The following is a 23358-nucleotide window of genomic DNA, read 5'->3' on the forward strand; positions in this document are numbered from 1 at the left end:
TCAGCCGACCGCGTGGAGCAGTTCGGCGAGTTCCGCCACGCTGCCGGCCACGGCATGGGCACCGGCGGCAAACAGTTCGGCCCGCTCGTGATAGCCCCAATCGACGCCGATGGCGCGCACTCCGGCATTGCGGGCCATGGCCATGTCATAGGCGGTATCGCCGATCATCACGGTCAGCGCGGTATCGGCCCCGGTGGCATCGAGGCAGGCCTCGATCATGCTGGGATGCGGCTTCGACGGATGGCGGTCGGCGGTTTGCAGCGTGACGAAGTGGCGCGCAAGGCCGTGCGTCGTCAGGCAGTGCGCCAGGCCCCGGTCGCTCTTGCCGGTGGCCACGCCCAGCAGCCAGCCGCGATGGGCCAGACCCTCCACCAACGTGGCAATGCCGTCATAGAGCGGCTCGCCCACCATGCCCGCCTCGCGCCGGGCGCGGAACGTGTCCTTGTAGGCCTGGGTCAGCATCTCGTGGGTCTGCGCGTCGCCTTCGGGATGCAGACGGCGCATCGCCTCGGTCAGCGAAAGCCCGACGATACGCCGGGTTTCGCTGCGCGGCGGCGGCACCAGGCCCATGGCATGGAACGCGCCGTCCATCGCCGCGCCGATATCCGCCTGGCTATCGACCAGGGTGCCATCGCAATCGAAGATGGCGAGGCGCAGGGTCATCGCTTGGCAGGCCCCTTGGCCGAGGGTGCCTTGGCCGGCGCGCGACGCACGGCCGGCTTGGCGCCCGCTTTCGGTCCGGCCGCCTTGGGGCCAGCCTTGGGTGCGGGCTTCCCGGCAGGCTTTCCAGCGGGCTTGCCGACGATCTTGGCGCGCTGCCCGGTGGGCTTGCGGCTGCCACCGGTGGCCGGGCCATCGGCGCGCTTGCGGCGTTCGCCCCGGCGTTCCTTGCGATATTGCTTGGCGTGGGCCTTGGCCACGCGCTTTTCCTGCGTCTTGGGATCGACCAGAACCGGCGCTTCGAGCGGCAGGTCGCCTTCGCTTTCGGTAAAGCCCAGTTGCTCCAGGCTCTTGGCGAAATGCTCGGGCAGCGGGGCGGTCACATCGATGAGATCGCCTTCGGGATGCTCGATGCGCAGGCGGCGGGCATGGAGGTGCAGCTTGCGGCTGATGCTGCCCGAAAGGAACGCGGCCTGGCCGCCATACTTGCCATCGCCCACGATCGGGTGGCCGATCGCGGCCATGTGCACGCGCAACTGGTGGGTGCGGCCGGTGAACGGCTGCAATTCCACCCAGGCGGCGCGGTTGCCGGCGCGGTCGATCACGCGATAGCGGGTGCGCGAGGGCAGGCCATGCTCGCTTTCATCCACCATCATCTTTTCGCCGCCGGTGCCCGGCTGCTTGGCGAGCGGCAGTTCGATCATGCCGTCGTGGATATCGGGCACGCCCATCACCAGCGCCCAATAGATCTTGCGCGCGGTGCGCCCGGAAAAGCGCTTGGAAAAGAACGCCGCGCTGCCCGGCGTGCGCGCCACCAGCAGCACGCCGGAGGTATCCTTGTCCAGGCGGTGGACCAGGCGCGGGCGCGGGGCGTTGTCGGGCGCATAGGCATCGAGCAGGCCATCGACATGCTCGTGCGTGCCGCTTCCGCCCTGCGTGGCGAGGCCCGGCGGCTTGTTGATCACGATCGCGGCGCGATCCTGTTCCAGCACGATGCTTTCGGCGAGCTGGATCTGTTCCTCGGTCAGCGGCTTGCGGGTGCGGGGGCCTTTGCCGCCCATGCCGGGTACGGGTCCGCCAGCGGGCGGCACGCGGAGCACTTGGCCAGTGGCAAGGCGGGTATCGACATCGGCACGCTTGCCGTCCACGCGAATCTGGCCGGTCCGCGCCCAGCGCGACACCATGGCAAAGCTCACTTCGGGCAGGTTGCGCTTGAACCAGCGGTCCAGCCGCACATCGTTGTCGTCACGTTTGATGGTGAACTGGCGCACGGCGTCTGCGTTGCCGTGGCCTTTGCCATGAGGGGCTTTGAAGGAAGTCATCGCGCGCCCATACGGCCTTTGCCTGCAAAATGCACGACATTGCTTGCCTTTCGCGCGCAGAATCACTATTGGGCGCCCGGTTCGAGCCGGTCCTGGTCGGATTCGGCCCGTTTTGTGTTCCTGGTATCTGGTGACCCCCGCGCGGCTGCGGGCTCTCGCCCGAAGCTGTTGAGGTATGTCGGTTTATGCAGATTCTCGTTCGCGACAACAATGTGGACCAAGCTCTTCGCGCCCTGAAGAAGAAGCTTCAGCGTGAAGGCGTCTATCGCGAAATGAAGCTGCGCCGCCACTTTGAAAAGCCGTCGGAAAAGCGCGCCCGCGAAAAGGCCGCTGCCGTGCGCCGCGCCCGCAAGCTGGAGCGCAAGCGCCAGGAGCGCGACGGCGCCAAGTAAGGTGATCTGGGGCGGCGCAACCGCCTCATTGAGCACTTGCGATAGGCCCTGTGCTGGGCCAAGAGGGCGCCGTGAATCACGGCGCCCTTTTCGTTGGTTCGCGCCACGGCCTTGGCCAGGCATGCGAATCGGCGGGCAGGCACCGGGCAGGCGGCCCTCACACCTTGGGGCTGCCTGATCAGGGAAAATCCAGAGGGAAACCCCAGAGGGAAACCAATGTCGGAAATCACCCGCGTTCCGTTGCAGCCCGTTGCCAAGGGCTCGCTCGCCAAAGTCTGGCTGGGCGTGATCGTCGCCGTGCTGGTGGGCATCGGCCTGGCCTGGGCGGCGCGCCCGGTGCATTTCAGCGAAGTGCGCGTGATCGCGCTCAAGGACGGGACGGGCAAGTCGCCCACCACGTCTGACGTGGCGCTGATCAACTATGTCGGCCGCATCGCCAGCACCGGCAAGGAATTCGACCGGGGCGAAAACGCCGCGATGCCGCTGCAAGGCGTGATCCCCGGTTTTGCCCAGGGGCTGCAACAGATGAAGGTGGGCGGCAAGTACCGCCTCGAGATTCCGGCGGCGCTGGCCTATGGCAGCCAGGCCATGCCGGGCCGCGACGGCAGCGTCGCGATCCCCGCCAACAGCGACCTGGTGTTCGAGGTCGAACTGCTCGAATTCCGCTCCATGGCAGAGCTTCAGCGCCAGCAGGCCGCGATGCAGGCCTTGCAGCAGCAGATGCAGGCCCAAGGCGGCGCGGCCGGTGCGGCGGGCGCCGCAGCGGCTCCGGTGGCTCCGGCCAACTGATCTGGATCGGTTGCGCCTGGGGCCTCGGCCCTGCGGCGCGCCGGCCTCCACGGCTTGAAGGACACCGCGCGCGATGGTAGCGCGCGGTGTTCTTGTTTTTTGGCATAACCCTGCACGAAAGGGACGGCATGTCCGTGAATACCGCCGACGTGGCGAAGATCGCCAGTCTTGCGCGCATCAAGGTGAGCGAGGCCCAGCTTGAGGCCATGGTCCCCGAACTCAACGGCATTCTCGCCTGGGTGGAGCAATTGGGCGAAGTGGACGTGACCGGGGTTACCCCGATGACCGCGGTGATCCCCAACACCCTGCGCCTGCGCGATGACGTGGTGAACGCCGATCCGCTGACCGGCGGCGACATCCGCGATGCCGTGCTGGCCAACGCGCCGGTGGCCGAGCACGGCTTCTTCGGCGTGCCCAAGGTGATCGAGTAATCTTGGCTGCGTTGCGCCCGGCGTGCTTCGACAAGCTCAGCACGAACGGAGGTGGGTTGTGGGTAATCTCTCCGTTCGGCCTGAGCTTGTCGAAGGGCCTGTCCTGAGCCTGTCGAAGCACGCCAAGCGCACCATGGCCGCCAGAAGCCTTCCAGTTTCCCACGCACGGACCCATGACCGTCCATGCGCAACCATCGGTTTGAACTGATGACTGACTTGACCGAACTCGGCGTTGCCGCCCTCCGCGATGGGGTGGCCGGTGGCGCCTTTACCGCCACCGAAGTGGCCCAGGCCTTCAACGCTGCCGTTGAAGCCGCGCAGGGCGCGCTCAATGCCTTTATCGTGACCACGCCCGATGCTGCCCTGGCCGCGGCGGCCAAGGTCGATGCGATGCGCGCCGCTGGCCAGCCGCTGGGCAAGATGGCCGGCGTGCCGATCGGCATGAAGGATCTGTTCGCCACCAAGGGCGTGCAGACCACGGCGGCCAGCAAGATCCTCGAAGGCTTTGTCCCGCCTTATGAAAGCACTGTCTCGCAGAAGCTGTGGGATGCGGGCGCGGGCATGCTGGGCAAGCTCAATCTCGACCAGTTCGCCATGGGTTCGTCCAACGAGACCAGCGGTTTCGGCAAAGTGATCTCGCCCTGGCGCAAGGGGGACGACACCACCCCGCTGGCGCCGGGCGGTTCCTCGGGCGGGTCTTCGGCCGCCGTTGCCGCGCGCATCGCTCCCGCCGCCACCGGCACCGACACCGGCGGCTCGATCCGCCAGCCGGCTGCCTTCACCGGCATTTCCGGGATCAAGCCGACCTATGGCCGCTGCTCGCGCTGGGGCGTGGTGGCGTTTGCCTCCTCGCTCGACCAGGCCGGGCCGATGGCGCGCGACGTGCGCGATTGCGCGATCATGCTGGAAGCCATGGCCGGGTTCGATCCCAAGGATTCGACCAGCCTCGATCTGCCGGTGCCCGCCTGGGAAGCCGGGCTGAACGCCGATCTGCGCGGCAAGAAAGTGGGCATCCCGCGCGAATACCGCGTCGATGGCCTGGATGCCGATGTCGCCAAGAGCTGGGACGACGGCATTGCCTGGCTCAAGGATGCCGGCGCCGAGATCGTCGACATCTCGCTGCCGCACACCAAGTATGCGCTGCCGACCTACTACATCATCGCCCCGGCCGAGGCTTCGTCGAATCTCGCCCGCTATGATGGCGTGCGCTATGGCCTGCGCGACTTGCCCGAAGGCGCCAACCTGCAAGAGATGTATGCCGCCACCCGCGCCGCCGGTTTCGGCGACGAGGTCAAGCGCCGCATCCTGATCGGCACTTATGTGCTCTCCGCCGGGTTCTATGACGCCTATTACACCCAGGCGCAGAAGGTCCGTGCGCTGATCAGCCAGGACTTCATGAAGGCGTTCGAGACGGTGGACGTGATCCTCACCCCCACCGCGCCTTCGGCCGCGTTCCCGCTGGGGCAGAAGAGCACCGATCCGGTGGAGATGTACCTCAACGACGTGTTCTCGGTGCCGGCGAGCCTGGCGGGCCTGCCCGCGATGTCGGTCCCCGCCGGTCTCTCGCGCGACGGGCTGCCGCTCGGCCTGCACGTGATCGGCCGTCCGCTCGATGAACAGGGCGTGCTGAACGCCAGCCTTGCGCTTGAACAGCGCGCACAGTTTTCGGCCAAGCCGGGTAAGTGGTGGTAAGATGAGCAGCTATCGTATCCAGGGCGCCACGGGCGAGTGGGAAGTGGTCATCGGGCTGGAAGTCCATGCCCAGATCACCACCCAGGCCAAGCTCTTTTCCGGTTCCGCCACGGCTTTCGGGGCAGAGCCCAACACCCAGGTCAGCCTGGTCGACGCGGCCATGCCCGGCATGCTGCCGGTGCCCAACCGCGAGTGCATCCGCCAGGCGGTGCGCACCGGCATGGCGATCGACGCGCAGATCAACAAATGGTCGCGGTTCGATCGCAAGAACTACTTCTACGCCGATTTGCCGCAGGGCTACCAGATCAGCCAGCTCTATCACCCGCTGGTGGGCGAAGGGCAGATCGAGATCGTGCTGGATGAAAAGAACCCCGAAGCCGGCACCAAGGTGATCGGCATCGAGCGCATCCACGTTGAGCAGGACGCGGGCAAGCTGATGCACGATCAGCACCCGACGATGTCCTACGTCGATCTCAACCGTTCGGGCGTGGCGCTGATGGAAATCGTCAGCCGCCCCGACATGCGCTCGCCGGCCGAGGCCGGGGCCTATCTCACCAAGCTGCGCCAGATCCTGCGCTATGTCGGCTCGTGCGACGGCAACATGGACCAGGGCTCCATGCGGGCAGACGTCAACGTCTCGGTGCGCCGTCCGGGCGAGGAATTCGGCACGCGCACCGAAACCAAGAACGTCAACTCGGTGCGCTTCGTCATGGCCGCGATCGAGCACGAGGCCAGCCGCCAGGTGGACGTGCTGGAAGCGGGTGGCAAGATCGTGCAGGAAACCCGCCTGTTCGATCCGGGCACGGGCACCACGCGGTCGATGCGCAGCAAGGAAGACGCGCACGACTATCGCTATTTCCCCGATCCCGATCTGCTGCCGCTGGAACTGAGCGATGCCTTCCTGGAGGAATGCCGCGCCAGCCTGCCCGAACTGCCCGACGCCAAGCGCGCGCGCTATACCGAAACCCTCGGGCTTTCGGCCTATAACGCGGCGGTGCTGACCGCCGACGTGGATACCGCCGCCTGGTTCGAAACCCTGATCACGGCCAGCGCTGCCAAGCAGGGCAAGGACGAAGCCGCCGTGGCCAAGCAGGCGGCCAACTGGCTGACCAGCGAACTGTTCGGGGCATTGAACAAGCTGGGCAAGGGCCTGGAAGACAGCCCGGTCTCGCCCGAAGCCGCCGCCGAACTGCTTAGCCTGGTGGGCGACGGCACGATTTCCGGCTCCATCGCCAAGCAGGTCTTGGAAAAGATGCTGGAAACCGGCGACGGCGCGGCTGCCATCGTGGAGCGCGAAGGCCTCAAGCAGACCACCGACACCGGCGCGATCGAAGCGGCAGTGGATGCGGTTCTCGCCGCCAATGCCGACAAGGTGGAACAGTATCGCGGCGGCAAGGAAGCCCTGTTCGGCTTCTTCGTGGGCCAGACGATGAAAGCCATGGCCGGCAAGGGCAATCCGCAACTGGTGAACCAGGTGCTGAAAGCCAAGCTGGGGTGAATTGAGCTGGCCGGCATTGCTGCCAGATTGGTGGCAATGCCGGTTTGCCTTTGAACTGTTGCAAAAATTTGCAATCATTCCCCTGTCACTGAACAGGGGAATGATTGTGAAACGAACCTTGTGGGCTGGCGCTGCTTCGCTGGCCCTTTTTGCTGCGGCGCCTGCTGCTGCACAGGAGGCGGGTGCCACGCTTTATGAAGCGCCCGATCCGGCAACGCTGACAATGCCGAAGCTGGATTTTACGCCGACGCCGGCGGACGAGCAGAACTACGACAAGTATTTCTATTTTCATCGCGAAGGCACCAGCTTCGCCCAGGCCTATGACGATATCCGCGAATGCGATGCCTTGGCCAGCGGCTCGAGCATCTATTACGGCGCCGACTCGGGCGCGATGAGTGGTGTGATGAGCACCTACGGACCGCTGGCTGGCGGTGTGGGTGGCGCGATCGGGTCGGCCATGGCTGATGCCATTTTTGGCTCGGCAATGCGCCGTGAGCAACGGCGGGTCAGCTTGCGCAACTGCATGGGCTTCAAGCAGTACCACCGCTACCCGCTGAGTGGTGACTTGTGGAAGGAATTCAACTTCGAGGAAGGTCTCGGCCGCAAGAAGGAAAACACCCGCCTCAATGCCCTGGCGCTACAGGCGCTTGTGGCATCGGGACCGAAGCCGACGACGAAGGAGCTGGGGCTGTGATGAAACGTTCGTTTGCAACGTCATTGGGTATGGCAATCTCGTTGGCGTTGATCTCGCCGTTCGCCATTGCTGCGCCGCTCCGCCCGAACCAGCCGATCGGGGAGGCGGATGTGCTTTCGGGCAAAGTCACCCGCGACCCAGATTTGGGTTACATCCTGATCGGTGGCATCGGTGGCGCCATGGGGACATTCATGCGCGTGCCGGACGAGGCCACCCGCGCAGCGTGGGAACAGGACCGCAAGGACGCTCTGGCAAAGGCGCAGAAGAAATACCCCGGTGCCATCTCGGACTGGGAGGCCACAGTGGACATGCTCAAGAAGTCCGGCAACAAGGGGCCTTATCCCGAAAAGCCGGTCGAGCCGACGATCGACAACGTCGAGGTGGCGCCGCTCGATACGCGAGACATGGTCAGCTTCGGTCCGCAATTCCGTTACACGAAGGGTGCGCGAACGTCTTTTCTGACTGTGGTAAAGCCAGGCATCTATTATTGGGTTGGTGTCCCTGTCGCTCCATGCATGTGCATGGGCACCGTGCAGTTCGAAGTGAAGGCGGGTGTGGTGACCAATCTGGGCAACATGCTGTGGGCACTGCCGCAGCAGAAGCTGGATATGACCGTTGCCCAAGTCGAGTGGACCAAGTCTGCTGAGGAACGGGCTAAAGCTGGCAAGCCGCCCCGCGTTGATCCGTTCGCGGCGCCAGATCTTGATATGACTGTTCCGGACAGCTTGAAAAACTGGACAGTGGTTGCTGCCGAGCTGCATGCCCACGGGAAGTTCAACAACTACGGTGCGGTGGTCGTCAGCCGCTTGGCGCCCATTCCCGGCGTGTTGTCCTATCGCCGCGACACGGTGATCGACGAGCGCACTGGCCAGGCGCTGCCCAATCCCAAGCTTGTCAGCATGCAGAAGCCCAAGCTGTAGGTGGCCGCGAAAAAGCCCCCTGCCATGCACTGGCAGGGGGCTCTATCAACAGATTGGATTTGCGCCTTCAGGAAGCGGGGGCGGCGGCCGTGGTCGCTGCTGCGGTTCCGGCATCCGTGCCGGCTTGAGCGGCCAGTGCGGCCTTGATCTGTTCGTCCGTCAGAACATTGGCTGCCATGCGATCGGGCGTAACCGATTTCCAAGGCTTGCTGGTAAACTGGGCTTCTTGTGCGATTTCGAGCTTGGGGCGGCCGGCCATGAAGCCCATGGCGATCGAGCACTTGGCATATTGGGTCTGACCGGGCTTCAGGTCGACGAAGATTTCATCCTTCGCCTCCGACGAAACGCGGAACGTGTGACGGCCCGGCTCGACCACAGCGACGAAGAAGCGGGCCGGCGGCAGCGAGCTGATCTTTGCCCCTGCTTCGCTCACGGCGCAACTGATGGCAGAGCCGCCAAAACCCCCAGGGCGGAAGAAGACCATTTGTGCCTTGCCGGCAGGCGGGGTTGGCAATGTAATCAGTTCTGCCTTTTCGGGGCTTGCCGCGGCAGGGGACGTGCAAAGCGCTACGCCGAGCGCAAGGGCGGCCAATGCTTTCATCGATATTCTCCGGTGTGATTGGGTGCACAGCCGAGGAGGTCCGGAATTGCCGGCGAAGCAATGAAATGATGATTGCGCCCTGCCATTTTGTCCCCCCGGCAAATGGACTTTGCAACGAAAAGTTGCAGCGCTGGCATAGCTTTACCAAGATTGGCCTGCAAGCTGCGAGTGCGCGCTTGCAGGCCAATCTTAACCGATTTGGAAGTATTTATTTCGCCTTACTTCCCCGGCACGCTCGCCACGTCCACCGGCAGGCCGAGCTTGTCGAGCTGCGGCTTGATCTTGGCGGCATCGCCCACCACCACCCAGGTCAGCTTGGCCGGATCGAGCGCGGCGCGGGCGGCCTGGTCGAGCTGCGGGGCGGTGAAGGTGGGATAGCGGATGGCGAGGCGGGTGTAATAGTCGTCGGGGCGCTGGAACTGCACGATCTTGACCAGGCCATCGAGCACCGAGGACGAGGTCTCGAATGCGCCGGGCAGTTCGCGCGCCGCGCCTTGGGTGGCCCAGCTCAGTTCATCGGGCGCCACGCCCTTGTCTTTGAGGAAGGCGCCCATGTCGGCCTGCATGGCGGCGATCGACGGGCCGGTCTGGTCGGTCTGCACCGGGGCCACGATGCGGTAGATCACGCGGTCCTGCCGCTCGCTCACCGCGCTGCTCACGCCATAGGTCCACCCCTTGCTTTCGCGCAGGTCCATGTTGAGGCGCGAGAGGAAGCTGCCGCCCAGCACTTCGTTGGCGGTGCGCAGCGGCACCAGATCATCGCGCCCGGTGGCGCCCAGCACTTCGCCGGCCATGATCATGGATTGCGGCGAAGCCGGGCGATCGACCAGCAGGATGCGCTGCGAGGCGGCGGGGATCGGTGCCGAGAGGTTCTTCACCGGCGCCGCGCCGGCCGGTTCGGCCCACGAGCCGAAGCTGCGTTCGAGCAGCGGCTTGACCGCCGCCAGCGTGGTGTCGCCGACCACGAAGATCGTGGCTTTCGACGGACGCAGCCACGCCTGGTGGAACGCGGCGAGATCGGCCGGGGTCAGGCGCTTGACCACGGCGGGATCGCCGGTGCCGGTCGGCGGCGTGCCATAGGGGTGCTGTGGCCCGTAGAGCGCGGGATAGAGCACGCGCGAGGCCATGGCCGAGGGATCGCGCAGTTCTGCATCGATTGCGGCCAGTTGCTGCGCGCGCACGCGCTCCAGATCGTCGCTCTTGAGCGCGGGGTTGCGGATATAGTCGGCCAGCAAGGCCAGCGAACCGGCCAGGTTGGGTGCCACGGCATCAAGCTGGAACGCCGTGCTGTCGGGCAGGGCGGCGTTGCTGATGTCCGCGCCCAGGTTTTCGCGGGCGCGGGCAAAGGCCGCCGCATCCAGCGACTTGGTGCCCTGGTCCATCATCTTGAGCAGCATGGCCTGCGTGCCCAGCGCGGCGCGCGGATCGGCGGCAAAGCCGGCATCGAACGCCACCTGCACCGAAACGACCGGCACCGCCGCGCGACGGGCGAAGACCACCTTCACCCCGTTGGACAGCGTCGCCCGCTCGATCTGCGGGAACTGGAGCGCGGCAAGCTGGCCGATCGGCGGCAGTTCGCTGCGATCCGGGCCAGTGGCGGCAGCAGGTACAGCCGGGCGCGGCGCCGGGTCTTGGCCGGGCTGGTGCCAATAGGCCGGGTGCGCCGCGCTGCCGTGGCCGCCGCCGGTCACGCTGTTGGCCGTGGTGTCGTTGCTGGCCCAGCCGCCATGGGCTTCGCCGCCTTCGGTGCGGGTGCCGGGTTCCACGGTGAGCGCGAAGACCGGCCGCGTCAGCCACTTCTGCAAGGCCGCACGCACCTTGGCCGGGGTGAGGGCGGCCATGTCGGCCAGTTCCTTGCGGTAATAACCCGCGTCGCCATGATAGAGCAGCCCTTCGGCCAGCGTCGGCGCCTTGCCGCCAAAGCCGCCAACCGATTCCAGCTTGCGGATCTGGTCGCTGGCGGTGACGGTGCTGGCGCGGGCGAGTTCGTCGGCAGTCGGTCCTTCGGTGACCAGGCGCTTGATCTGCGCATCGAGCGCGGCGCCCACGGCGGCGGCATCCTGGCCGGGCTTCACATCGGCCTGAACCACGAACTGGCCAGCCTGGGCATAGATTTCCGCGTTCGCGCCGGCGCTTACAGCCACTTGCTGGCCGCGCACCAGGTTGTCATCCAGGCGCGAGGAGGCCAGGCCGCCCAGGATCACTGCGCCGATCTGCAAGGGCAGGTAATCCGGATTGTCGTATCCGGGAATGGCCCACATGCGATAGATCCGCGTGGTCGCCACTTCATCCTTGATCGTCTTTGCCACGGGGGCGGGCAGGGTCGGCACCGGGGCCGCGACCGGCTGCACTTTTGGCCCGGCGGGAATGGCGCCGAACCACTTGGCCACCTTGGCCTTGGCCGTGGCCAGGTCGATATCCCCGGCCAGCACCAGCACGGCGTTGTTCGGGCCATAGTGATCGGTAAACCAGGCCTTCACGTCGGCCAGGCTGGCGCCATCGAGATCGGCCATCGAGCCGATCGTGCTGTGGTGATAGGGGTGGCCGACGGGGTAGAGGTTTTCGAGCTGTTCGTATTCCACCAGGCCGAACGGCTGGTTGTCGCCCTGGCGCTTTTCGTTCTGCACCACGCTGCGCTGGTTATCGAGCGTTTCCTGCGTCACCGCGCCGAGCAGATAGCCCATGCGATCGGATTCCAGCATCAGGAAGCGATCGAGCGCTGCCGAAGGCACGGTCTCGAAATAGTTGGTGCGATCGAACCAGGTGGTGCCGTTGTAATCCGTTGCGCCGGCGTTTTGCAGCGGCGTGAAATAATCGCCCTTGTTGTGCTCGCTGCCGTTGAACATCAGGTGTTCGAACAAGTGGGCAAAACCGGTCTTGCCCTTGGGCTCGTTCTTCGATCCCACGCCATACCACACCGAAATCGCCACCACCGGCGCCTTGCGATCGGTGTGCACCAGCACGCGCAACCCGTTGGGCAGGGAGAACTGCTCGTAGGGAATGTTCACTGCCTTCACCAGATCGGCCAGCGGGGCGGGCGCAGGTGCGGCCGGCGCGGTCGTTGTCGCGGCTAGCACGGGCGAAGGCGCGGCCGAGGCAATCGCCAGGGCCAGGAGAGAGGCGTTGAGGAAGCGCTGCATGGAGGGGGGCTTGTCCTGTCTCGAAATATCTCTGCGACGATGTGTAAGGGCCTGCGCGCCTGAGTCAAAGCTGAACTATCGTGGGGGCTTGCCGCGTCCGTTTGGTTTGGATTGCAACCGCCTTGGCAAAATTTGATCCACGTCCTTGTGTTGCCCAAAAGCCACACTACCTTGGGGCGGTCAGGAGAGCGAGACACCGTCATGAACCTCGAGAAATTCACCGATCGCGCCAAGGGTTTCCTCCAGGCGGCCCAGACCCTGGCCATCCGCCTGAGCCACCAGCGCATCACCCCCGAACACGTGCTCAAGGCCCTGCTGGAAGACCAGGAAGGCATGGCCAGTGGGCTGATCCAGCGCGCCGGCGGCAATCCGGCCGTGGCGCTGGCGGACGTGGACAAGGCGCTGGGCAGGTTGCCCGCAGTCTCCGGCTCGGGCGCGCAGGCTTCGCCGGGGCTGGACAACGATACCGTGCGCCTGCTTGACCAGGCCGAGCAGGTCGCGGCCAAGAGCGGCGACAGCTTCGTGACCGTGGAGCGGATGCTGCTGGCCCTGACGCTGGCGGGCACCACCGCTGCCGGCCAGGCGCTCAAGGCCGCCGGGCTGACGCCCCAGGCGCTGGAAGCGGCGATCACCGCGCTGCGTGGCGGCCGCACTGCCGACAGCGCCGGGGCGGAAAACGCCTATGACGCGATGAAGAAGTACGCGCGCGACCTGACCGAGGCGGCGCGGGCCGGCAAGCTCGATCCGGTGATCGGCCGCGACGAGGAAATCCGCCGCACCGTGCAGATCCTCGCGCGCCGCACCAAGAACAACCCGGCGCTGATCGGCGAACCCGGTGTGGGCAAGACGGCGATTGCTGAAGGCCTGGCGCTGCGCATCGCCAATGGTGATGTGCCCGACAGCCTCAAGCATCGCCGCCTGATGGCGCTCGACATGGGCAGCCTGATTGCTGGCGCGAAGTATCGCGGCGAGTTCGAGGAACGCTTGAAGGCCGTGCTCGACGAAGTGAAGGGCGCCGAAGGCGAGATCATCCTGTTCATCGACGAGATGCACACCCTGATCGGCGCGGGCAAGACCGATGGCGCGATGGATGCGTCCAACCTGCTCAAGCCGGCCTTGGCGCGGGGCGAATTGCATTGCATCGGCGCGACCACACTGGATGAATACCAGAAGTACGTGGAAAAGGACCCGGCGCTGCAACGCCGGTTCCAGCCCGTGTTCGTGGGCGAGCCGACGGTGGAGGACACCATCTCGATCCTGCGCGGGATCAAGGAGAAGTACGAGGTGCACCACGGCGTGCGCATCGCCGATGCCGCGATCGTGGCCGCCGCGACGCTGTCCAACCGCTATATCGCCGACCGCTTCCTGCCCGACAAGGCGATTGACCTGATGGACGAGGCCGCCAGCCGCATCCGCATGGAAGTGGAAAGCAAGCCGGAGGAAATCGAGAACCTCGATCGCCGCATCATTCAGCTCAAGATCGAGGAAATGGCCCTGGCCAAGGAAACCGACCAGGCCAGCCGCGACCGGCTGGACACCCTGCGCGAAGACCTGGCCAACCTGGAGCAACAATCGGCCGAACTCACCACCCGCTGGCAAAACGAGCGCGACAAGATCCAGGCCGAAGGCAAGATCAAGGAGCAGCTCGACGCCGCGCGCGTGGAACTGGAGCAGGCGCAGCGCGTGGGCGATCTCGCCAAGGCCGGGGAGCTGGCCTATGGCCGCATCCCCGAGCTGGAGCGGCAACTGGGCGAGGCGCAGGGCGCCAGCCAGAACGCCCTGCTGCGCGAGGAAGTGACCGCCGAGGACATTGCCGCCGTGGTCAGCCGCTGGACCGGCGTGCCCGTCGACCGCATGATGGAAGGTGAGCGCGAGAAGCTGCTCAACATGGAAGAGGCGCTGGGCAAGCGGGTGATCGGCCAGAAGGACGCGGTCTTGGCCGTTTCCAAGGCCGTGCGCCGCGCGCGCGCGGGGCTGCAAGACCCCAACCGCCCGCTCGGCAGCTTCCTGTTCCTTGGCCCGACGGGCGTGGGCAAGACCGAGCTGACCAAGGCACTGGCCGGTTTCCTGTTCGACGATGACAACGCGATGGTGCGCATCGACATGTCGGAGTTCATGGAAAAGCACGCGGTCAGCCGGTTGATCGGCGCGCCTCCGGGCTATGTCGGCTATGACGAAGGCGGCGTGCTGACCGAGGCGGTGCGGCGCCGGCCCTATCAGGTCGTGCTGTTCGACGAGGTGGAAAAGGCGCACCAGGACGTGTTCAACGTGCTGTTGCAGGTGCTCGACGACGGGCGCCTGACCGATGGCCAGGGCCGCGTGGTGGACTTCACCAACACGCTGATCATCCTCACCTCCAACCTGGGCAGCCAGTATCTGGCCAACCTGGGCGAGGGCGAGGATGTGGCCACGGTCGAGCCGCAGGTGATGGACGTGGTGCGCGCGCACTTCCGGCCGGAGTTCCTCAACCGGCTGGACGAGATCATCCTGTTCCACCGCCTGGGCCAGGAACACATGGCCCCGATCGTCGATATCCAGGTGGCGCGCGTGGCCAGGCTGCTCAAGGATCGCAAGATCACGCTGAACCTGACCGAGGCGGCCAAGCGCTGGCTCGGCCGGGTGGGTTACGACCCGGTCTATGGCGCGCGGCCCCTGAAGCGCGCGGTGCAGCGCTATCTGCAAGACCCGCTGGCCGAGCGCCTGCTTGCCGGGGAGATTCCGGATGGTAGCACCGTGACGATCGACGAAGGCGATGGCGCGCTGGGGTTTGTGGTGGGCGCGGCTTGAGGCATCCACCACCCCCCGACCCCCTCCTCTGAAGAGGATGGGGAGAAACAAGGGTAAAGCCCCCTCCTCTTCAGAGGAGGGGGTTTGGGGGTGGTGCGACACCTTGCACACGGCCCAATCCCCAAGGTTCCCAAGCCCCGACAAATTCGCTATCGGCCCAGCCATGACCACCGATAGCCCCATTGCCGCCCAGAGCCTGTTTGCCGCCTATGCCGGCGTGATCGATGCCGCGCTCGATGCGCTGGTTGCCAAGGACGCGCTGCCCGCTGGCCTGGCGCGCGGCGCGGTGACGTGCGAGCCGCCGCGCGATGCGGCCCATGGCGATCTGGCCACCAACGCGGCGATGGTCCTGGCCAAGCCGGCGGGCACCAACCCGCGCGCGCTGGCCACCTTGCTGGTGGAGGAACTGGCCGCCCACCCGCGCGTCGCCAGTGCCGAGATCGCCGGGCCGGGCTTCATCAACTTGCGCCTGGTCGATGCCGCGTGGATCGACGAACTCGCCCTGATCGGCACGGCGGGCGGTGACTATGGCCGCTCCACGCTGGGCGGCGGCACCACGGTCAACGTGGAATATGTCTCCGCCAACCCGACCGGCCCGATGCACATGGGCCATTGCCGTGGCGCCGTGGTGGGCGATGCGCTGGCCGCGCTGCTCCAGTTCGCCGGGCACAAGGTGATCAAGGAATACTACGTCAACGATGCCGGCGCGCAGGTGGACGTGCTCGCCCGCTCGGCGCACCTGCGCTATCGCGAGGCGCTGGGCGAGGATGTGGGCGCCGTTCCCGAAGGGCTCTATCCGGGCGACTATCTCGTGCCGGTGGGCCAGGCGCTCGCGGCCGAATATGGTGATCGCTATGTCGCCGCGCCGGAAAGCGAATGGCTGGTGCTGTTCCGGCAAAAGGCCGTGGCGGCCATGCTGGTGATGATCAAGGAAGATCTCGCCAAGCTGGGCATCGTCCACGATCTGTTTTCGTCGGAAGCGGAGCTTCAGGCCGCCGGCAAGCCGGAGGCTGCCGAAGCCTGGTTGCGCGCGCACGACCTGGTCTATGACGGCCACCTCGAAGCGCCCAAGGGCAAGACGCCCGAAGACTGGGAGCCGGTGGAACTGCCGCTGTTCCGTTCGACCCGCTTTGGCGATGACCAGGATCGCCCGATCAAGAAGTCGGACGGGAGCTGGACCTATTTCGGCGCGGACCTCGCCTATCACTTCCAGAAGGCCGAAACCGCCGACGCGCTGGTCGATATCTGGGGCGCCGACCATGCCGGCACGGTCAAGCGGATCAAGGCCGCCGTTGCCGCGCTGACCGGGGCAGAAGGTGCCAAGCCGAAGCCCTTCGAGGTCAAGCTGGTGCAGATGGTCCAGTTGCTGCGCGACGGGCAGCCGGTGAAGATGTCGAAGCGAGCGGGCAATTTCGTCACCCTGGCCGATGTGGTGGAGGAAGTGGGCAAGGACGTGGTGCGCTTCACCATGCTCACCCGCAAGCCCGACGCGCAAATGGACTTCGACTTTGCCAAGGTGGTGGAAGCATCGAAGGACAATCCGGTGTTCTATGTGCAATATGCCCACGCCCGGATCTGCTCCACGCTGCGCAAGGGCGCCGAGCTTGGCTGGGCGCCGAGCGCGGCCAACCTGGCGCTGCTGGGTCAGGAAGAACTGGGCTTGGTCAAGCTGGCCGCGCAGTTCCCGCGCATCGTCGAGGGCGCGGCGCTGGCGCGCGAGCCGCACCGCATCGCGTTCTTCCTCTACGACCTTGCCGCCGCGTTCCACGCCTATTGGAACTTCGGCAACGACAAGCCCGAAAAGCGCTTCATTGTGGCACAGGATAAGGACCTTACCGAGGCCCGGCTTTTCCTGGCCGCGCAAATCGGGCAGGTTGTGAAGAACGGCCTGGCCATCTTGGGGGTTGAGGCCGCGCAGGAGCTTTGAGGCGATGGTGAACGGGGACACGCAGAACAACGCGGGGCATGGTTCGGGCCAGGGTGCAGGCGCCGAAGCGCTGGACCTGGGCGCCGAAGAACGCCTGCCCTGGCTGGAAAGCGCTGACGATGTCGATCTGGAAGACGAAGGCCCCGACAACGGGCGCCTGATCGGCTTTGGCGTGCTCGCGCTGATCCTGCTCGCCGCGATTGTCGGCGCGATCTATTGGGCGACCCATCGCAATGCCGCACCGGCCGCCGCCGATGGCAGCCTGATCGAGGCGAGCAAGGAACCCTACAAGGTCGCGCCCAAGGATCCGGGCGGCAAGACGTTCCAGGGCACCGGCGATTCCAGCTTCAAGGTGAGCGAGGGCGAACGCCCCACCGCCGCGCTGGCCGCCAAGGATGCGCCCGCTGCCGCGCCCAGCGCTGCCCCTTCGGCCCATTCTGCCGATAAGCCTGCCGAGAAGGCCGCCGACAAGCCCGCCGCCCCTGCCGTCAGCGGCGTGGGCGTGCAGGTCGGCGCGTTTTCCAGTCAGGCCTTGGCCGAAACCGGCTGGAACAAGCTGGTCGTCGCGCACGAAAGCCTCAAGGGCATGAACCATCGCGTGATTGCCGGGAAGGCCGATATCGGCACAGTCTATCGTCTCCAGGCCGTGCCCGGTGACGTGGCCGCCGCCAATGCACTGTGCAACACGCTCCAGGGCGAAGGGGTGAAGTGCCAGGTCAAGCGCTGACCCGCGCGCGGTAGGGGACGGGACGGAGCGCGCTCAGCGCGTCACCACCCCGTCGTGCACGTGCCATAGCGCCGCCTCGCCGGCGATCTCGGCAAAGGGCGCCGGCTCGGTGCCCGTCATCCACACTTGCGCACCGGAGGCAGCAAGGCGTTCGTACAGCGCGGCGCGGCGCAGCGGATCGAGGTGCGCCGCTATTTCATCGAGCAGCAGCAGGCGCGGGCGCGGGCCGGCGGTGAGTTGCGCGTGGGCGAGGACGATGGCGATCAGCATCGCCTTCTGTTCGCCGGTGGAGCAATCGGCGGCGGGTGCGTCCTTGGCGGCGAGGCGCACGGCGAGGTCATCGCGGTGTGGGCCAGTGAGGGTGCGCCCGGCCGCGCGGTCGCGCCGGCGGCCCTGGCGCAGCGCCGCGCGCAGGGCTTCCGCGTCGATCGGCGTGTCGCTGGCATAGGCCAGGGACGGGCGCGCAAAGGGCTGCTCGGGCAGGGTTTCCAGCACCGCGCCGAGGTCTGCCACCAGATCGGCCCGCGCGGCGGCAATGGCGGCGCCGGTTTCGGCAAGCTGGCTTTCCAGCGCTTCGAGCCAGGCGGGATCGGGTTCGCGATCGTCGGCCAGCAGGCGGTTGCGTTCGCGCAGGGCGTTTTCGTATCGCGCACTGGTCTGGGCATGGCCGGGCAGGCGGGCCAGCACCAGCCGATCGAGAAAGCGGCGGCGATTGCCCGCGCTTTCGGCAAACAGGCGATCCATCGCCGGAGTCAGCCAGGTGAGCGAAAGCCATTCGGCCAACCGCGCCGCCGGGCCCAGCGCGCCGTTGATCCGCACCAGGCGCCGTCCCGGCGCGGCGGGCTGGGTGTGCGTGCCCAGCACCACTTCGCCGTGCTCCATCTCGACCGCCACGGCAAAGCTGCCATCGCCATGGCGCGCGGCCATCTCCGCCGGCTGGGCGCGGCGCAGCCCGCGACCCGGCGCCAGCAGCGACAGCGCCTCCAGCACGTTGGTCTTGCCCGCGCCGTTCTCGCCCACCAGCACGTTGAACATGGCAAGGCCATCCAGCCGCGTGGCGGCATGGTTGCGGAAATCGCGCAGGGTCAGGCGGGTCAGCGGCATGGGTCGTGAACGCCTTCCACCACCCCCCGACCCCCTCCTCTGAAGAGGAGGGGGAGCAGACGGGACAAAGCCCCCTCCTCTGAAGAGGAGGGGGGGAACGGCGCATAAAGCCCCCTCCTCTTCAGAGGAGGGGGTTGGGGGTGGTGGAAATCTCGCGCGCCACTTGCCGCCATCACCCCTGCCCACGCTCCAGCAGGCCGTGCTTCTTCAGGCAGTGCCGCAACTGGTCATAGGTCACGCCCAGGGCCTTGGCCGTCTGGCGCTGGTTGTAGCGGTTGCGGCCGAGGTGATGCTCCAGGATCGCGCGCTCGTGGGCGTCCACGGCGGCGCGCAAGTCCTGGATCGTGTCGAAATCGCTGGCGCTGGTGGCATGCTGCATCACGGTGGTGCAGGCGTCGGAAGCGGGTGCGGCAGCGGGCAGGCTGGCCGGCTTCCACGGGCTTTCAAACGGATCGAACTGGACATGGCCGATCGGCCGATCGGGATCGTCCCAGCGATAGACCGCGCGCTCCACCACGTTGCGCAGTTCGCGCACGTTGCCCGGCCAGGCGTGGTTTTCCATCTGCGCCTGGGCATGGGGGGCAAAGCCGGGCCAGGCGTCCCACTGCAATTCGGCGGCCATGCGACGGCCGAAATAGTCGGCCAGCACCGCCACGTCGCCCTCGCGCACGCGCAGCGGGGGCAGGGTGATCACTTCAAAGCTCAGCCGGTCGAGCAAGTCGGGGCGAAAGCGGCCTTGCGCGGCCATGCGCGGCAAGTCCTCGTTGGTGGCCGCGACGATGCGCACGTCCACCCGGATCGGGCGGCTCGCGCCGATGCGCGTCACTTCGCCGTATTCCACCGCGCGCAGCAGGCGTTCCTGCGCGCCCATCGACAGCGTACCCAGTTCATCGAGGAACAGCGTGCCCTTGTCCGCTTCCTCGAACCGCCCCGCGCGGGCGCGGGTGGCGCCGGTGAACGCGCCGGCCTCGTGCCCGAACAGCTCGGCCTCGATCAGGGTTTCGGGCAGGGCGGCGCAGTTCATCGTCACCAGCGGTTCCTGCCAGCGCGTGGACAGGCGATGCAGGCGCTCGGCAATCAGTTCCTTGCCGGTGCCGCGCTCCCCGATCACCAGCACGGGGCGGCGCATCGGCGCGGCGCGGCTGGCGCGCTCCACCGCATCGAGGAAGGCCCCTGACTGGCCGATGAACTGCACTTCGCGATCCATGGCCAACATTTGGCACAATTTCCCAAGTGCGGGCAAGATGTGCCAATCCCCGGCACTGCATTTTCCGGGAAAGTGCCGGAAATGCGGTGTTTGCGCGATTTGGCACGGGCCTTGCTGAATATCAGGCAACCGCTTTCGGAGTGACCCCAATGACCACCGCCCCGTTCTTCTCCACCCGTCTTGGCCGCGCCGCCCTGGTCAGCATTGCCGCGATGCTGGCGATGAACGCCGTGGTGATCGCCCGCCATGTTCCCGAATTTCCCGGCCTGGGCACTGCTGCCCATGGCCCAGCCAATGGCCACACCGCCGTGACCCGGTCGGTTTCGGCCATCACCGGAGGCCTGGCATGAATTCCATCCTAGAACCCGTGCCGAGCGGCGGCGCCTCGCGTTTCGACGAGGCGCTGCGTGCGGCCCGGCTGCGCCCCTCGCCGGGCAGCGGACAAAGTGATAGCACGGGGCAGAGGCCCTTTTTCAACGGAGCGAACCTGATGGGCATTTTCTCGCGCACGCGCGACATCATTGCCGCCAATTTCAACGACCTGTTGGACAAGGCTGACGATCCCTCCAAGATGATCCGCATGATCATCCTGGAAATGGAAGAGACGCTGGTGGAAGTCCGCGCCTCGGCCGCGCGCACCATTGCCGACCAGAAGGAAATGCTGCGCCACGTTGCCAAGCTGGACCGGCTCCAGGCCGATTGGGCGGAAAAGGCCCAGCTCGCGCTGTCGAAGGATCGCGAGGACCTGGCGCGCGGCGCGCTGGTGGAGCGCAAGAAGGCGGCCGACATGGCCGAGCAACTGCGCGGCGAAGTGGCCGTGCTCGACGATTCGATGCGCGCCTATGAGCAGGACATCGAAAAGCTCCAGACCCGCCTGCGCGAGGCGCGCAGCCGCCAGACGGCGATCGCTGCCCGCCTGGAAAGCGCGGAAAACCGCGTCCGCCTGCGCAGCCTGATGACCAGCGAGCGCGTGGACGAGGCGCTGGCCCGCTTCGACCAGCTCGAACGCCGGGTCGATTATGCCGAAGGCCGCGCCGATGCGCTGAGCATTGCCGAAAGCGGCCCGCCGAGCCTGGCCGATGAAATCGCCGCGCTGGCGGGGCAGGACAAGATCGACGAGGAACTGGCCGCGATGAAGCGCGCCATGGGCAAGGAGGGCTGAGCGCCATGGACCTGACGCCGTTTTTTGCTCTCGTTACCCTGTTCGTCGCGCTGCCCTGGATCGTGTTGCACTACATGACCAAGTGGAAGACCGCCGCCACCCTGACCAGCGGTGACGAGCAACTGCTTGAAGAACTCTATCGCGTCGCCCGCCGGCTGGAAGAGCGGATGGACACCGTGGAACGCCTAGTGGCCGCCGAAAACCCGCAATTCCGTCCGGCCCGCCTGGGCGAGGCCCGCGACAGCCACGCCGCCGACCTGTCAGAACTCGACCGGCTGATGGCCCAATCCAAGGGGACCGTGAAATGACCGCTGCCCGTACCCGTTTCTATCGCGACAAGGCCAATGGCAAGTTCATGGGCGTCTGCGCCGGGATTGCCGACTACACCGGGGTCGACGTGCTGTGGGTGCGCCTGGCGGTTGTCGTCGGCACGCTGTGCGGCCTGGGCTTCCTGCCGATCATCTATTTCGGGCTGGGCTTCCTGGCTGAAAAGAAGCCGGCGGCGCTCTATGTCGATCGGCAGGAGCAGAAGTTCTGGCAGGGCGTGCGCCAGTCGCCCGCCCGCTCGGCCCGCGAAGTGCGCGCTTCCTTGCGCGATATCGATCGGCGCCTGGCCGAAGTGGAGCACTTCTACGTGTCCAGCAATCCGCGCCTGGCCCAGGAAATCGAAAGCCTGCGCTGAACGCCCGACCATCCCATCCCGGCACTTCAAAGGGGACTGCTGCCATGGATCAACATACACTCGCTCTGCTTATCCCGCTGGCTCCGTTCATGATTGCCGGGCTGGCGATCTGGACCCGCCACAGCCGCCGCATGGCGGAAATCCAGGCCAACGCCACCGCAGAGCGCGCTGCGCAGTACGCCACGCAGAACCAGGCGCTTGAAGACCGCGTGCGGGTGCTGGAACGCATCGTCACCGATGGCGGCTATGACGTGGCCTTGCAGATCGAGGCGCTGCGCGATGCCAGCCGCATCGAAAGCGCGCCGACCCCGGTCTCGGACAAGCTGCAATGACCGCCGCCGGTGCCATCGTCCTGCTCGCCTTTGCCACGCTCGCCACATTGCTGGCCGGCCTGGTGATGGCAGCGCAGGCCTGGTCGCGCCGGATGGACCAGCGCGAGCGGGAGATCATCGTCGCCACCCGCGCCACGGCGGAGCAGGCCGCGCAATATGCCGCGCAGACCGCTCGCCTCGAACAGCGCGTGCGCGTGCTGGAGACCATGCTGCCGCGCCAGCCCGATGGGCCGTCGCCCGCCGCCATGCCGCAGTTCAACTGATCCCGGCACGGCCCGCCCAAAATTCCCCCCGCCCAGAATTCCCCTACCCAGCCAAGGACATGCCCCCGTGAGCTTTGGAGCCACTCTTGTTGCCATCGTCGCGATCCTCGCCTGGGCCAGCCTGCGCCATCGGCGGCTGAGCGCGCGGGACAGCGTGATGATGCCCGCCCAACCTGCCGACAACACCGCCCTCGTGCGCGAAGTGGCCGCGCTGCGCGCCCGCGTCGAAGTGCTGGAGCGCATCCTGACCGACCAGCGCGGCTCGGTGGACCTGGCCCGCGAAATCGAGTCCCTGCGCGAGCGTTGAGGGTTGAGGTACAGCGCAGGCCGCTTTAGGCGGCGTGGACAAATTCCGCAGCGCCACGGCTGGAGGCAAAAACCGCCAGTTCAAGGAGGCGAGGAAGCGCAATATCGGGAATATTGCGCGACGAGCCGACGCTGAAATGGCGGTTTTTGGTCCAGCCCCGCAGGAGTTGCCCTGTAAAAGGCCCTGGCAGCGTTGCTCGACCTTGCAAGAGGCCCACTCTTGCTTCGTTCTCGCGCCTCGTCAGGGCCTTTTACAGGGCAACCGTGGCGTTGCGGAATTTGTCCACGCCGCCTAAGGCCAGGCTCATGCGCAGTCTTTCCGATATTCTCGAAGAGTACGAGTTCAGCGATGGCGACGAACGCTATCGCCTGCTCATCGAACTGGGCCGCGAACTGGACCCCATGCCCGATGCGCTGAAAACCGATGCCACGCTGGTGCGCGGCTGTTCGGCGGCGGTGTGGGTCTATCCCACCGAAGGCGCTGGCGGCGCGCTGCATTTCCTGGCCGATAGCAATGCCGCGATCACCAAGGGCATCATCGCCCTGGTGCTGGCGGCGGTGCAGGACCGGCCGGCGGCCGAGGTGGCGGCGATGGACATTGCGCAGGCGCTTGCCCCGTTCAACCTCAAGAACCAGCTTTCGTCCAACCGCACGCAGGGCCTGCCCAACATGATCGCGCTGGTGCAGAGCCACGCCGCGCGCCTGGCTGCTGCGGGCTGAGG

Annotated in this window: 24 protein-coding genes; 18 read left to right on the plus strand and 6 right to left on the minus strand. The window is 66.4% G+C overall.

Going from position 1 to position 23358, the window contains the following annotated elements; translation table 11 throughout:
• Nucleotides 1-663, minus strand: a complete 663-nt coding sequence (locus tag IE191_RS08930) for an HAD-IA family hydrolase (RefSeq protein WP_191324036.1) — start codon at nucleotides 661-663, stop codon at nucleotides 1-3.
• Nucleotides 660-1982, minus strand: a complete 1323-nt coding sequence (locus IE191_RS08935) for an RluA family pseudouridine synthase (protein ID WP_191324037.1) — start codon at nucleotides 1980-1982, stop codon at nucleotides 660-662. Before IE191_RS08935 ends, IE191_RS08930 begins: the two co-directional genes overlap by 4 nt.
• Nucleotides 1983-2167: 185 nt before the next feature.
• Between IE191_RS08935 and rpsU the strand changes: the two genes are divergently transcribed.
• The 7 genes from rpsU to IE191_RS08970 all read left to right on the plus strand — a co-directional run bounded on the left by rpsU (nucleotide 2168) and on the right by IE191_RS08970 (nucleotide 8398).
• Nucleotides 2168-2374 carry a 30S ribosomal protein S21 gene (rpsU, locus tag IE191_RS08940; protein WP_011446475.1) on the plus strand — a complete coding sequence of 69 codons (207 nt, stop codon included), beginning with the start codon at nucleotides 2168-2170 and terminating at the stop codon, nucleotides 2372-2374.
• A gap of 216 nt (nucleotides 2375-2590) precedes the next feature.
• A complete protein-coding gene (locus IE191_RS08945; RefSeq protein WP_191324038.1) occupies nucleotides 2591-3163 on the plus strand; it encodes an FKBP-type peptidyl-prolyl cis-trans isomerase in 573 nt (190 codons plus the stop codon).
• A 128-nt stretch (nucleotides 3164-3291) separates the two neighbouring features.
• Nucleotides 3292-3594 (plus strand): Asp-tRNA(Asn)/Glu-tRNA(Gln) amidotransferase subunit GatC, encoded by a 303-nt coding sequence (gene gatC / locus IE191_RS08950; RefSeq protein ID WP_022674991.1) that lies wholly within the window; start codon nucleotides 3292-3294, stop codon nucleotides 3592-3594.
• 207 nt (nucleotides 3595-3801) lie between these two features.
• Nucleotides 3802-5286 carry an Asp-tRNA(Asn)/Glu-tRNA(Gln) amidotransferase subunit GatA gene (gene gatA, locus IE191_RS08955; protein ID WP_191324039.1) on the plus strand — a complete coding sequence of 495 codons (1485 nt, stop codon included), beginning with the start codon at nucleotides 3802-3804 and terminating at the stop codon, nucleotides 5284-5286.
• Between the two features lies 1 nt (nucleotide 5287).
• Nucleotides 5288-6784: an Asp-tRNA(Asn)/Glu-tRNA(Gln) amidotransferase subunit GatB gene (gene gatB, locus IE191_RS08960; RefSeq protein WP_191324040.1), complete on the plus strand. Its 1497-nt coding sequence runs from the start codon at nucleotides 5288-5290 to the stop codon at nucleotides 6782-6784.
• Nucleotide 6785: 1 nt separating this feature from the next.
• Nucleotides 6786-7478, plus strand: a complete 693-nt coding sequence (locus IE191_RS08965; protein ID WP_229815210.1) for a flavodoxin family protein — start codon at nucleotides 6786-6788, stop codon at nucleotides 7476-7478.
• A complete protein-coding gene (locus IE191_RS08970; protein ID WP_191324041.1) occupies nucleotides 7478-8398 on the plus strand; it encodes a hypothetical protein in 921 nt (306 codons plus the stop codon). The genes IE191_RS08965 and IE191_RS08970 overlap by 1 nt, the downstream gene beginning before the upstream one ends.
• A gap of 67 nt (nucleotides 8399-8465) precedes the next feature.
• On the opposite strand, the gene IE191_RS08975 is transcribed toward IE191_RS08970, so the two are convergent.
• Nucleotides 8466-8999, minus strand: coding sequence for a hypothetical protein (locus IE191_RS08975; RefSeq protein ID WP_191324042.1), 534 nt, complete (start codon nucleotides 8997-8999; stop codon nucleotides 8466-8468).
• Between the two features lie 218 nt (nucleotides 9000-9217).
• Nucleotides 9218-12139 carry a M16 family metallopeptidase gene (locus tag IE191_RS08980; protein WP_191324043.1) on the minus strand — a complete coding sequence of 974 codons (2922 nt, stop codon included), beginning with the start codon at nucleotides 12137-12139 and terminating at the stop codon, nucleotides 9218-9220.
• Nucleotides 12140-12340: 201 nt separating this feature from the next.
• Here IE191_RS08980 and clpB point away from each other — a divergent pair, with 201 nt between their 5' ends.
• From clpB to IE191_RS08995, 3 genes are all read left to right on the plus strand, one after another.
• Nucleotides 12341-14926, plus strand: a complete 2586-nt coding sequence (clpB, locus tag IE191_RS08985) for an ATP-dependent chaperone ClpB (protein WP_191324044.1) — start codon at nucleotides 12341-12343, stop codon at nucleotides 14924-14926.
• Between the two features lie 163 nt (nucleotides 14927-15089).
• A complete protein-coding gene (argS, locus tag IE191_RS08990; RefSeq protein ID WP_191324045.1) occupies nucleotides 15090-16853 on the plus strand; it encodes an arginine--tRNA ligase in 1764 nt (587 codons plus the stop codon).
• 4 nt (nucleotides 16854-16857) lie between these two features.
• Nucleotides 16858-17580, plus strand: coding sequence for an SPOR domain-containing protein (locus IE191_RS08995; protein WP_191324046.1), 723 nt, complete (start codon nucleotides 16858-16860; stop codon nucleotides 17578-17580).
• Between the two features lie 33 nt (nucleotides 17581-17613).
• Here the strand turns inward: IE191_RS08995 and recF are convergent, their stop codons facing one another.
• Together recF and pspF are read right to left on the minus strand one after the other, a co-directional pair.
• Nucleotides 17614-18684: a DNA replication/repair protein RecF gene (gene recF / locus IE191_RS09000; RefSeq protein WP_191324047.1), complete on the minus strand. Its 1071-nt coding sequence runs from the start codon at nucleotides 18682-18684 to the stop codon at nucleotides 17614-17616.
• A gap of 172 nt (nucleotides 18685-18856) precedes the next feature.
• Nucleotides 18857-19891, minus strand: a complete 1035-nt coding sequence (gene pspF, locus IE191_RS09005; protein ID WP_191324048.1) for a phage shock protein operon transcriptional activator — start codon at nucleotides 19889-19891, stop codon at nucleotides 18857-18859.
• 149 nt (nucleotides 19892-20040) lie between these two features.
• Between pspF and IE191_RS09010 the strand changes: the two genes are divergently transcribed.
• The 8 genes from IE191_RS09010 to IE191_RS09045 all read left to right on the plus strand — a co-directional run bounded on the left by IE191_RS09010 (nucleotide 20041) and on the right by IE191_RS09045 (nucleotide 23356).
• Nucleotides 20041-20241, plus strand: a complete 201-nt coding sequence (locus IE191_RS09010; protein WP_191324049.1) for a hypothetical protein — start codon at nucleotides 20041-20043, stop codon at nucleotides 20239-20241.
• Nucleotides 20238-21053, plus strand: coding sequence for a phage shock protein PspA (pspA, locus tag IE191_RS09015; RefSeq protein ID WP_229815211.1), 816 nt, complete (start codon nucleotides 20238-20240; stop codon nucleotides 21051-21053). The genes IE191_RS09010 and pspA overlap by 4 nt, the downstream gene beginning before the upstream one ends.
• Before the next feature lie 5 nt (nucleotides 21054-21058).
• Entirely contained in the window at nucleotides 21059-21361 is a 303-nt protein-coding gene (gene pspB / locus IE191_RS09020) for an envelope stress response membrane protein PspB (protein WP_191324050.1), read from the plus strand.
• Complete coding sequence (gene pspC, locus IE191_RS09025; RefSeq protein WP_191324051.1) at nucleotides 21358-21735, plus strand: envelope stress response membrane protein PspC; 378 nt, start codon at nucleotides 21358-21360, stop codon at nucleotides 21733-21735. Before pspB ends, pspC begins: the two co-directional genes overlap by 4 nt.
• A 44-nt stretch (nucleotides 21736-21779) precedes the next feature.
• Nucleotides 21780-22067, plus strand: coding sequence for a hypothetical protein (locus tag IE191_RS09030; protein WP_191324052.1), 288 nt, complete (start codon nucleotides 21780-21782; stop codon nucleotides 22065-22067).
• Entirely contained in the window at nucleotides 22064-22330 is a 267-nt protein-coding gene (locus IE191_RS09035) for a hypothetical protein (RefSeq protein WP_191324243.1), read from the plus strand. The genes IE191_RS09030 and IE191_RS09035 overlap by 4 nt, the downstream gene beginning before the upstream one ends.
• 67 nt (nucleotides 22331-22397) lie before the next feature.
• Entirely contained in the window at nucleotides 22398-22637 is a 240-nt protein-coding gene (locus IE191_RS09040; protein WP_191324053.1) for a hypothetical protein, read from the plus strand.
• Between the two features lie 305 nt (nucleotides 22638-22942).
• Nucleotides 22943-23356 carry a SufE family protein gene (locus tag IE191_RS09045; protein ID WP_191324054.1) on the plus strand — a complete coding sequence of 138 codons (414 nt, stop codon included), beginning with the start codon at nucleotides 22943-22945 and terminating at the stop codon, nucleotides 23354-23356.
• Nucleotides 23357-23358 lie beyond the last annotated feature (2 nt).

Origin of the sequence: Novosphingobium pokkalii (assembly GCF_014652855.1) — a bacterium.
Lineage (GTDB): Bacteria > Pseudomonadota > Alphaproteobacteria > Sphingomonadales > Sphingomonadaceae > Novosphingobium > Novosphingobium pokkalii.